General features: G+C 37.8%; 9 protein-coding genes. All 9 read right to left on the bottom strand.

Annotated elements, in window-relative coordinates; translation table 11 throughout:
* Positions 1 to 169 precede the first annotated feature (169 nt).
* A complete protein-coding gene (gene codY / locus ABES03_RS09340) occupies positions 170 to 949 on the bottom strand; it encodes a GTP-sensing pleiotropic transcriptional regulator CodY (RefSeq protein WP_430117022.1) in 780 nt (259 codons plus the stop codon).
* A gap of 113 nt (positions 950 to 1,062) precedes the next feature.
* Positions 1,063 to 2,472, bottom strand: coding sequence for an HslU--HslV peptidase ATPase subunit (gene hslU, locus ABES03_RS09345; protein WP_430117023.1), 1,410 nt, complete (start codon positions 2,470 to 2,472; stop codon positions 1,063 to 1,065).
* 18 nt (positions 2,473 to 2,490) lie between these two features.
* The gene (gene hslV / locus ABES03_RS09350; RefSeq protein ID WP_430117024.1) at positions 2,491 to 3,033 is read right to left on the bottom strand and encodes an ATP-dependent protease subunit HslV; all 543 of its coding nucleotides are present in this window, start codon (positions 3,031 to 3,033) and stop codon (positions 2,491 to 2,493) included.
* Between the two features lie 93 nt (positions 3,034 to 3,126).
* Positions 3,127 to 4,062: a tyrosine recombinase XerC gene (xerC, locus tag ABES03_RS09355; RefSeq protein ID WP_430117025.1), complete on the bottom strand. Its 936-nt coding sequence runs from the start codon at positions 4,060 to 4,062 to the stop codon at positions 3,127 to 3,129.
* Between the two features lie 25 nt (positions 4,063 to 4,087).
* On the bottom strand, positions 4,088 to 5,395 hold the full coding sequence (gene trmFO, locus ABES03_RS09360) for an FADH(2)-oxidizing methylenetetrahydrofolate--tRNA-(uracil(54)-C(5))-methyltransferase TrmFO (protein ID WP_430117026.1): 1,308 nt from the start codon (positions 5,393 to 5,395) through the stop codon (positions 4,088 to 4,090).
* Positions 5,396 to 5,569: 174 nt separating this feature from the next.
* The gene (gene topA / locus ABES03_RS09365) at positions 5,570 to 7,663 is read right to left on the bottom strand and encodes a type I DNA topoisomerase (RefSeq protein ID WP_430117027.1); all 2,094 of its coding nucleotides are present in this window, start codon (positions 7,661 to 7,663) and stop codon (positions 5,570 to 5,572) included.
* A gap of 335 nt (positions 7,664 to 7,998) precedes the next feature.
* Entirely contained in the window at positions 7,999 to 8,886 is an 888-nt protein-coding gene (gene dprA, locus ABES03_RS09370; protein ID WP_430117028.1) for a DNA-processing protein DprA, read from the bottom strand.
* Positions 8,887 to 8,982: 96 nt separating this feature from the next.
* A complete protein-coding gene (gene sucD / locus ABES03_RS09375) occupies positions 8,983 to 9,885 on the bottom strand; it encodes a succinate--CoA ligase subunit alpha (RefSeq protein WP_430117029.1) in 903 nt (300 codons plus the stop codon).
* Between the two features lie 22 nt (positions 9,886 to 9,907).
* A complete protein-coding gene (gene sucC / locus ABES03_RS09380; RefSeq protein WP_308080190.1) occupies positions 9,908 to 11,068 on the bottom strand; it encodes an ADP-forming succinate--CoA ligase subunit beta in 1,161 nt (386 codons plus the stop codon).
* Positions 11,069 to 11,417: the final 349 nt, after the last annotated feature.

Raw genomic sequence — 11,417 nt, forward strand, 5'->3', positions numbered from 1 at the left:
GTTTCGGCGAGCCTCCTCGGCGCTTGCGCCTGCGGGGTCTCTCCTGAACCGTACTCCCACAGGAGTCTTCGTGCCTTCCGCTCCAATCAACAGAGTATAAAAATCAACAATGTTCTTTAACACAGCCTTAAAAAAAAGAATCTCCAGGCTCACACCTGGAGATTTTTTTTTAGTTAGATCTTAATTTATCAAGTTCAACAAGGAACTTATCATTTAAGACTTTAATATACGTACCTTTCATACCAAGGGAACGAGATTCAATAACCCCTGCACTTTCAAGCTTTCTTAGAGCGTTTACGATAACAGAACGAGTAATACCAACGCGGTCAGCAATTTTTGATGCAACCAGCAAGCCTTCAGAACCATTAAGTTCTTCAAAAATATGTTCAATTCCTTCAAGCTCACTATATGATAATGAACTAATAGCCATTTGAACGACTGCTTTACTTCTAGCCTCTTCTTCAATCTCTTCTGATTTTTCACGTAAAATCTCCATACCTACTACAGTCGCACCATATTCACCAAGGATTAGGTCATCATCATGGAACTTCTCTTGCAATCTTGCAAGGATTAATGTACCAAGACGTTCTCCCCCACCAATTATTGGAACGATTGTTGTTAAACCTTCACGGAATAAATCTCTATTTTCTACAGGGAAAGCTGTATATTGACTTTCAATATCCAAGTTTGAAGAAGTTTCTTGAATATTGAATAGGCCTTTTGTATACTCCTCAGGAAATTGACGATCCTCGAACATTTTCTTCATTCTCTCGTTTTCAATTTGTTGATAAATTGAAAATCCAAGAAGCTTTCCACGACGGCTTACAATGTAAACATTCGCTTCTATCGTTTCACTTAATGTCTCAGACATTTCCTTAAAGTTTACCGGTTTTCCTGCAGCTTTTTGTAATAACACATTAATCCGTCTAGTTTTTGTAAGTAAATCCATCTGTTTCTTCCTCCTAATTGACTACAACCAATATAAAATTTTTAAATGTAACTATTTTGACGTAATAGGTATATAAAGAATGAGAATTTTGCCATGCGACAAACTAGACATTCCTATAGGATAAATTGACTTAAGTCTTTGTTTTTAGAGATTGCTCCAAGTTTCTCGTCAACATATTGTGGTGTGATGGTGATTTTCTCCATCGTGATATCTGGAGCTTCAAAAGATAAATCTTCTAAAAGCTTTTCTAAGATTGTATGAAGTCGTCTCGCACCAATATTGTCGGTATTTTGATTCACATCATGAGCTACTTCTGCAATTCTACGAATAGCATCGTCAGAAAATTCAATTTGTATACCTTCTGTTTCCAATAAAGCTTGATATTGCTTAATTAAAGCATTATCAGGTTCGATTAAAATTCTAAAGAAGTCATCTACTGTAAGCTTTGTTAGTTCCACACGAATTGGAAAACGCCCTTGTAGTTCAGGTATTAAATCGGACGGTTTAGCCATGTGAAATGCCCCTGCAGCAATGAATAAAATATGATCGGTTTTAATAGAACCATATTTGGTTACAACTGTTGAACCTTCAACCACTGGCAAGATGTCTCGTTGAACACCTTCTCTTGATACATCTGCTGAAGAACCACCTGAATTCTTGCTGGCTATTTTATCAATTTCATCAATAAAAATAATACCAGTTTGTTCAGCACGATAAATAGCTTCAGAGGTTACTTCATCCATATCTATCAGCTTGGAGGCTTCTTCATTGGTTAAAACCTTCCTCGCTTCACGAACAGTTAGTTTCCTTTTCTTACGTTTTTTAGGCATAAAGCTACTAAGTGCATCTTGCATATTCATACCCATTTGTTCAATGCCAGAACCTTGAAGCATGTCAAACATAGAAGGCGCTTGTTCCTCTACTTCAACAGTAACCATTTCATCCTCTAATTGGCCTAGTGCCAATTTCTCTTTGACGATTTTCCTTTTTTCCTGAACGGAATAATCTTCTTGAGGTGCCTCCTGTTCAGAAGGTGAATTTCCTCCACCAAATAACATTTCTAGCGGATTTTTATAATTCGTTGATTTTTTTGCTGATGGAACGAGTAAATCAACAAGCCTGCTGTTAGCATTTTCTTCGGCTCGCTCTTTCACACTTTGCATTCGATCTTCTTTAACTAAACGAACGGACGTTTCAGCCAAATCTCTTACCATTGATTCTACGTCACGACCAACATAACCAACTTCAGTGAATTTAGTAGCTTCAACCTTAATAAAGGGTGCACCAACAAGTTTTGCAATTCTCCGTGCAATCTCTGTTTTCCCAACCCCCGTTGGTCCGATCATTAAAATATTTTTAGGAATGACCTCATCCCGAAGCTTGTCATTTAATAATCCTCTTCTATAGCGGTTTCTTAAGGCAATAGCAACTGCTTTCTTAGCATCTTTCTGTCCAATAATATATTGATCAAGTCTTTCGACGATTTGGCGGGGGGTTAAATTATTGGTATTAACTTTTCCCATTCTTCAGTCTCCTTCCCGTTATAGCTCTTCAACAATAATATTGTGGTTCGTGTACACACATATTTCCGCAGCTATTTCTAAAGAAGCTTTCGCTATTTCTTTCGCAGTCAGATGATCACCCGCATATTTTTTGAGGGAACGCCCTGCTGCGAGTGCATAATTCCCACCTGATCCAATCGCAAGTATGCCATCATCTGGTTCGATGACTTCCCCGGTACCAGATACTAATAATAAATTTTCACGGTCCATAACGATCAACATGGCTTCAAGTTTTCTAAGAATTTTGTCACTTCTCCACTCTTTTGCCAATTCAACTGACGCTCTTTGTAAGTTGCCGTTAAATTCCTCTAATTTGCCTTCAAATAACTCAAATAAGGTGAAAGCATCAGCAACAGACCCAGCAAAACCCGCTAACACTCTACCATTAAATATCTTTCTAACTTTTTTTGCTGTGTGCTTCATCACTACTGCATTACCAAATGTAACTTGACCGTCACCTGACATAGAGCACTGACCATTATGATGAATCGCAAAAATCGTTGTTGCATGAAATTGATTCATTTAATTGACCTCCTATAGGAGTATTTTCCGTTTACAAACAAATAAGTAAATTGTATGTAACCATTAAAAATCCATATGAAAATTTTTATACATTTATGCCCTGGGATGATGGGCCATGTACGTTTTCCTTAAGTGATCATTGGTTACATGTGTATACACCTGGGTTGAAGATAAATAAGCATGCCCTAACAATTCTTGGACTGAACGTAAATCTGCACCATTATTGAGTAAGTGGGTTGCAAAGGAATGCCGTAGCTTATGTGGATGAATACTTGAATCCAAAGCAGATTTTTCAATCATTTGATTCAATATTTTCCTTGTACCTCTAGTTGTTAATAGACCGCCGCGGTTATTAACAAATAAAGCCTCAATGGATTGCTTATCGGCTATTAGCTTTTTCCTGCCATCATTTATGTATAAATCTAATGCAGCTTTTGCTTGGCTTCCGAAAGGTACATATCGTTCCTTGTTCCCTTTTCCATGAATCAATATTGTTGATAGGTAAAAATCAAGATCTTTTAAGCTAATTTGACAGCACTCACTTACACGTATCCCTGTTCCATATAAAAGTTCTAGTAATGCTTTGTTCCTCTGACCCAAGGGTGTATTAGTTTCACACGAATCAAATAATAATGTAAGTTCATTTTCATAAAAGAATTGTGGTAACCGTTTTTCAAGCTTTGGTATTGTTAGTAGCAAAAAAGGATTGCTTTCTACATACTTTTCCCGAAGCAAAAATTTATAGAAACTTCTTAAAGCAGATATTTTTTTCGCAACCGTTTTTCTTGCAAGTTTTTTTTCATACAATCTGGTAAGGTAAAGCCTGGCATCATGATATTGAACCATTTCGACCTCATTTATGGCTTGCTCAGCCATGAACGTAAAGAAATCAACGATATCATGTTGATAATGTTCAATTGTATATTTTGAGTAATTACGTTCCATTTGTAAATACTCTAGAAATAACTTTAAGAAAACATTCACATTTGTCACAAAATTCACCTCACAAGGGCTACTAAATAGTAACATACTTCCCTAGCCCTTGCAATAAATTTTACAAAACTTTCACAAAGTTCTGAATTGTGTCTAGCGCTCGATTTGCATGTTCTAAATTTCTTTCTTGTTTACCCTTAATTTTAACGGGGAGTTCAGGAAATAAACCAAAATTAGCATTCATAGGCTGGAAGTTTTTTGCATTAGCAGTAGTAATATAACGAGCCATGCTTCCAATAGCTGTTTCAGTAGGAAATTCAACAGTTTCCTTCCCCAAAACTAACCTTGCAGCATTAATCCCAGCAACTAGACCACTTGCTGCTGATTCCACATATCCTTCCACACCAGTCATTTGGCCAGCAAAAAATAAATCTTCTCTATTCCGGAATTGATAGGTTCCCTTAAGGACTTTGGGCGAGTTAATAAAGGTGTTCCGGTGCATAACACCATAACGGATAATCTCAGCATTTTCGAGACCCGGTATTAACTGAATAACTTCTTTTTGTGCCCCCCACTTTAAATGTGTCTGAAAACCGACAATATTAAACAATGTTCCGGCTGCATCATCTTGACGAAGCTGTATCACTGCAAATGGTCTTTTCCCTGTTTTTGGATCTTCTAATCCAACTGGCTTTAATGGACCGAAAAGCATTGTCTTTTTTCCCCTTGAAGCCATCACTTCAATTGGCATACACCCTTCAAAAAAGACCTCTTTTTCAAAATCCTTTAACGGAACTGTTTCCGCCGAAATAAGTGCTTCATAAAATCGATTAAACTCTTCTTCCGTCATGGGACAATTAAGATAGGCGGCTTCACCCTTATCATAGCGTGACTTTAAGTAAACCTTATCCATATCAATGCTTTCTTTTTCAAGGATTGGAGCTGCTGCATCATAAAAATAAAGATATTCCTCACCCGTTAGGTTCTTTAATTCTGCAGAAAGGTCTGCACTCGTTAAAGGACCCGTGGCAATAACCGTTGGACCTTCAGGGATTTTAGTTACCTCTTCATTTACTACCGTTACATTTTCATGATTCTTGACTAACTCCGTTACCTTAGCAGCAAATTCATGACGATCAACCGCTAAAGCTCCACCGGCTGGAACGGAACAAGCATCTGCTGCTGCAATAATAACAGAATCCAGCTTTCGCATTTCTTCTTTAAGCACACCTACAGCATTGGTTAATGTATTTGCTCGTAGTGAATTACTACAAACCAATTCAGCAAATTTATCTGTATGGTGGGCAGGAGTCTGTTTTACAGGACGCATTTCGTAAAGACGGACTTTTACACCACGTTTAGCTATTTGCCATGCTGCTTCACTTCCTGCTAATCCAGCACCAACAACATTTATTGTTACATCATTCATTTATAAACCTCCTGGATAAACTTCCTATTACATTTATATCCAATTTTTAAAGAGAAAAAGCATATACAATTACCTTTCCCTCATTTAAGTCCATCTTGCATTGTACTATACGAATTAAAAACAAAAAAGTTTTTTATTTCACAAATAAAAAAAGAGCGGAGATTTTCCACCCTTTTAACTCTGTTGCTCTTCCTTATAGTCACATTCCGTACATTGTACCTGTACACCTTTTTTCAATTTCTTTTCTACAAGCAAGCCCTCACATTTTGGACAAGGTCTTGGTAGTGGCTTATCCCAAGATATGAATTCACATTCTGGGTATCTGGTACAACCGTAAAAAAGTCTCTTTTTCTTACTCTTTCGTTCAACAACCTGACCTTCCTTACAGCTAGGACAAGTCATGCCAATTTCTTTTACGATTGGCTTGGTGTTTCGACAATCTGGAAAATTACTGCAAGCCATAAATTTTCCATAGCGTCCCATTTTAAACACCATTGGGCTTCCACAGTTTTCACAGTCTTCGCCTGCAGGCTCATCTTTGATCTCTACAGACTGCATCTCTTTTTCGGCTTTTACTAAATGCGTTTCAAAGTCTTGGTAAAATTCATCAATAATTTGAACCCAACGGACCTTACCATCTTCAATATTATCTAAGCCTTGCTCCATCTTAGCAGTAAATTCTACATTTATTATATCCGGGAAAAACTCGACCATTAACTCATGAACAATTTCACCAAGTTCCGTTGGCACAAATCGCTTATTGTCCAAGGCAACATAACCGCGCTTTTGAATCGTATCAAGAGTAGGTGCATATGTCGACGGGCGGCCAATACCCTGTTCTTCTAACGTTTTCACCAATCTTGCCTCGGTATATCTTGGTGGTGGCTGTGTGAAATGCTGTTTAGGTTCGATGTCTTTTTTAAAGACTTCATCCCCTTCTTTTAAATCTGGTAGCATTTTATCTGGGCCATCTACTTGATCGTCCGATCCTTCTACATACACTTTCATGAAACCAGGAAACTTGATCTTTGATCCAGTTGCACGGAAAATCACATTTCCATTTTGTAAATCTACACTCATCGTATCCATTACCGCCTGTGCCATTTGGCTTGCTAAAAAGCGCTCCCAAATTAATTTATAGAGGCGGAATTGATCTCGAGAAAGAAATTCCTTTATGCTGTTCGGATCCCTGAATGTACTAGTCGGACGAATAGCTTCGTGGGCATCTTGAGCATTCGACTGTTTTTTCTCTTTTCTTTGCTCTTCCTTTAAAAAGCTTTCACCAAACTCAGCTTTTATATAATTTGCTGCTTCTGTTTGAGCAACTTCGGAAATTCTTGTTGAATCTGTTCTCATATAGGTAATGAGTCCAACTGTTCCTTCTTTCCCAAGCTCAATACCTTCGTACAGCTGTTGTGCAAGCATCATGGTTTTCTTCGCACGAAAATTAAGTTTCCTAGCTGCTTCTTGTTGTAAAGAAGAAGTAATGAAAGGTGGTGCCGGGTTTCTTCTTCTTTCTTTTTTAGTCACTGAGACAACTTTAAACTTGTTATCATCTAACTGCTTCAATACCGCTTGAACATCCTGCTCTGAGGCTAGCTCCGTTTTTTCTCTTCCAACAAGGGAATTTACAACAAGGGAATGAAATGACCCACTAAAATGGTCTTTTCCCTTTAAAAATTCTCCTTCAATTGTCCAATATTCCTCAGGAGTAAACGCTTTAATTTCATTTTCCCTATCAATAATCAGGCGGACTGCAACTGACTGGACACGCCCAGCGCTCAATCCTTTTTTTACTTTCTTCCATAATAACGGACTGATATTGTAGCCTACAAGCCGGTCTAAAACCCTCCGTGCCTGCTGTGCATCAACTAGGTCCATATTAATCGGACGAGGATGTTTAAAAGATTCCTTAATTGCTTCTTTTGTAATTTCATTAAAAACCACCCGACAATCTGAATGAATATCAACATCTAGACTGTGAGCTAAATGCCATGCAATTGCTTCCCCTTCGCGATCGGGGTCGGCTGCAAGAAAGACTTTTTTCACTTTTTTGGCTGCTGTTTTTAATTCTTTCAATACAGGACCCTTGCCTCGGATGGTAATATACTTGGGTTCAAATCCATTCTCTGGGCCGACTCCCATTTGGCTTCTTGGTAGATCACGAACATGTCCCATAGATGCTTTTACTTTATATTTATTTCCTAAATAACGCTCAATCGTTTTCGCTTTTGCAGGTGATTCCACGATTACTAGAAAATCTGCCATTCTTTATCCTCCTTAAGAGGGAAAGTGTGAAAGCGCCTTGAAATTGGCTTAAGCCTATTTCTTTGGTGCTTACTATTTGAGAAGTTTTCCTAAATTCTAGTTAATAACAAGAACCGGAGAAAATACTTTACAAAACTGCCCTATCCCAATAATGATTCATTTATAAGTTAATTTTAATAGTAATTTATGTTTAGCCATTTTTTCGAACTTCTGTTGGAAAATGTATAACATATTAGAAATTATTGCAACCTTTTTTAGCTAATTTCTCCATTTTATCGAAAAAAACCTGCAAAAACTCTACTTTTATTCCCAATATTCCCTTTTAACCTAGAGTTTTATCTTATTTCCTCTAAAATATCCCCTGCACATGTCACAAGTTTTGCCCCTTGTTGGATTAGCTCGTTAGCCCCTGCTGAACATGGATTATAAATACTGCCAGGCAACGAAAATACATCTCGACCTTCATTTACTGCATAATTCGCTGTGACGAGTGATCCGCTTTTTCTTTTTGCTTCTATAATAAAGGTACCTCTGGATAGACCGCTAATTATTCGATTTCGAAATGGAAAATGCCATCGAAGTGGCTTTGTATCTGGGGGATATTCAGAGACAATCAACTGTGTTTTCAACATCTCTAAAGCAAGATTCATATTTTCTTTTGGGTATATGTGATAGATGCCTCCAGCAATAACAGCTATTGTTTTCCCGCCATTTTTAATAGCAAATTCATGTGCTAATGCATCAATTCCTTTTGCTAAGCCACTTACAATAAGTACGCCATTATCAATAAGTTGGGGGAAGATGGATTTAATTGCATTTTTACCATATTGAGTAGCCTGTCGTGATCCCACTACAGCAAGTTTAGGTTCATGATTTAATAAGGATACATCCCCTTTAATAAATAGTGCCCATGGTGGCTGATAAATTTCTTTTAAATAATGGGGATATTCTTTATCAAAAATAGTGATAACGGCAATATCATTGGTTTCGTATTGGCGGATTTGGTCATGAATGACTTCGAATGGAAGTGGGAGAATGGTTGATTTAGGAGCAAGATCTTCGCGGGTACAGGATGGAAAATTGAAGCTTTGCTGTGTTGAGTCAGTTTGTATTCGAGAGAGGTTTTTTAGGGTGGGATCTTTTTTTAGGATTTGTAAAATCGTGTTCCACGAGAGATTTGGATAATGAAGCAAATGAATCAATTTCTCTTTAAAGTCGTCCATTTAACACATACCTCCAATATTATATTAAAAAAGAAGAAATAGCCCCTCATGAGTGAGAGACTATTTCTGTTTATCCTGATGATGTGTAATTAGTTTTTAATGAGTTTTACACTTTTCGTATAAGCCTTGTTCTTTTAATACTTCGATTAGTGTTTCGCCCATTACGGATGGTGTGTCAGCTACTTTAATACCGCATTCGTTCATAACACGGATTTTTTCGTCAGCTGTACCTTTTCCACCTGAAATAATCGCACCAGCATGGCCCATACGCTTTCCAGGAGGTGCAGTACGTCCGCCAATGAAGCCAACCACAGGTTTTGTCATGTTAGCCTTAACCCATTCAGCAGCTTCTTCTTCTGCTGTACCACCGATTTCACCAATCATGATAACTGCATATGTTTCAGGATCTTCATTAAATGCCTTTAATACATCGATGAAGTCTGTTCCGTTAACAGGGTCGCCACCAATACCCACAGCAGTTGTTTGACCAATTCCTGCTTGCGTTAATTGATGAACAGCCTCGTAAGTTAATGTTCCAGAACGTGAAACAACCCCTACATGTCCTTTAGTATGAATGTAACCAGGCATGATACCAATTTTACATTCATCAGGAGTGATAACACCCGGACAGTTTGGACCTACTAAGCGGGTCTTTTTGCCTTCCATATAACGTTTTACTTTTACCATATCCAAAACCGGAATATGTTCAGTAATACAAATAGCAAGATCTAAATCCGCATCAACTGCTTCGATAATCGCATCGGCTGCAAATGGTGCTGGTACGTAAATAACAGATGCAGTAGCCCCTGTAGCATCAACAGCATCTTTAACTGTATTAAAAACAGGCACGCCTTCTACTTCCATTCCGCCTTTTCCTGGAGATGTACCACCGACAATCTGTGTACCATATTCAAGCATTTGTTTTGTATGAAAAAGGGCCGTTGAACCAGTAATCCCTTGAACAATAACTTTTGTATCCTTATTAATAAAAACGCTCACGTTAATTCCCCTTTCTTTGATCCTATTTCACTAATGAAACGATTTTTTGTGCGCCATCAGCCATGGATTCAGCAGCAATAATTTCTACGCTTGACTCAGCTAAGATTTTCTTACCTAATTCAACATTTGTTCCTTCTAAGCGAACAACAAGTGGAACACTTAGCCCAACTTGCTTAGCTGCTTCTACTACACCCTCAGCAATAACATCACACTTCATGATTCCACCAAAGATATTGACGAAAATACCTTTTACGTTTGGATCAGAAAGGATAATTTTGAATGCTTCTGTAACCTTTTCAGCTGTCGCGCCGCCCCCAACATCAAGGAAGTTAGCAGGATCGCCGCTGTAATGTTTAATGATATCCATCGTGGACATTGCAAGTCCGGCACCGTTAACCATACAGCCGATGTTACCATCTAATGCAACATAGCTTAAATCGTATTTAGATGCTTCGATTTCCTTTGCATCTTCTTCTTCAAGATCACGATACTCTAGAATGTCTTTCTGACGATATAGAGCATTTGAATCAAAGTTTAATTTAGCATCAAGAGCCATTACTTTACCATCACCTGTAACAACCAGCGGGTTAATTTCTGCAATTGAGCAATCTTTATCGATGTACGCAGTGTATAAAGCTGTCATAAATTTAACAGCCTGATTAATTAATTCTTTTGGAATATTAATATTGAATGCAATTCGACGTGCCTGGTAAGGCTGTAAGCCGACCACTGGATCAATTTCTTCTTTAAAAATTTTCTCTGGAGTCTTTTCAGCAACCTCTTCAATTTCCGTTCCGCCCTCTTCAGAAGCCATTAAAACAACACGTGAAGTAGCACGGTCTAAAACTAATCCAACATAATATTCTTTTTTGATATCACAGCCTTCTTCAATAAGCAGGCGTTTCACTTCTTTACCTTCTGGACCTGTTTGGTGTGTTACCAAAGTTTTACCGAGGATTTCGCTTGCATATGTACGAACCTCATCAAGGTTTTTCGCAACTTTAACACCGCCAGCTTTCCCCCGTCCGCCAGCATGAATTTGTGCTTTAACTACACAAACCTGTGTGCCTAATTCTTTTGCAGCTTCCACAGCTTCTTCAACAGTGAATGCCACTTTACCGTTTGGAACCGCAACCCCGTACTTTCTGAGGATCTCTTTCCCTTGATACTCATGGATATTCATTTCCCATCCTCCTATATCATACTCTTCTAAAAATTGACTCCGTTTTCATTTTATATAATGACACATACCTTGTCCACCATTAAGCAAAAAATTATATTCATTTTAAAAAATTCTGAAAAACATTTAAATATATCTAGTAAACATTAAGAAATTTCAATAGTAAATGTTTCCATATTTATTTTTTAAAATAATAAAATACAGCTATGTGTTTCTTAATGCTAATCGTATTCGAATTGGGCTGGATTTGGACAATTTTGAGGTTCTCATTGGCAATCCTGTCCAAAACTTACTTAAGGTTCTGAGAGTGTACCCTTTAAAATAATTCATGTTGTCCGAAGTTGCCTTGCCT

This window comes from Neobacillus rhizosphaerae (genome assembly GCF_050477885.1).
GTDB classification, from domain to species: Bacteria; Bacillota; Bacilli; order Bacillales; family Cytobacillaceae; genus Neobacillus; species Neobacillus rhizosphaerae_A.

Coding starts and splice junctions, on each gene's coding strand:
- hslV (WP_430117024.1), bottom strand. CDS start 3,033: ATGAATCAATTTCATGCAACAACGATTTTTGCGATTCATCATAATGGT.
- sucC (WP_308080190.1), bottom strand. CDS start 11,068: ATGAATATCCATGAGTATCAAGGGAAAGAGATCCTCAGAAAGTACGGG.
- codY (WP_430117022.1), bottom strand. CDS start 949: ATGGATTTACTTACAAAAACTAGACGGATTAATGTGTTATTACAAAAA.
- xerC (WP_430117025.1), bottom strand. CDS start 4,062: ATGTTACTATTTAGTAGCCCTTGTGAGGTGAATTTTGTGACAAATGTG.
- topA (WP_430117027.1), bottom strand. CDS start 7,663: ATGGCAGATTTTCTAGTAATCGTGGAATCACCTGCAAAAGCGAAAACG.
- trmFO (WP_430117026.1), bottom strand. CDS start 5,395: ATGAATGATGTAACAATAAATGTTGTTGGTGCTGGATTAGCAGGAAGT.
- dprA (WP_430117028.1), bottom strand. CDS start 8,886: ATGGACGACTTTAAAGAGAAATTGATTCATTTGCTTCATTATCCAAAT.
- hslU (WP_430117023.1), bottom strand. CDS start 2,472: ATGGGAAAAGTTAATACCAATAATTTAACCCCCCGCCAAATCGTCGAA.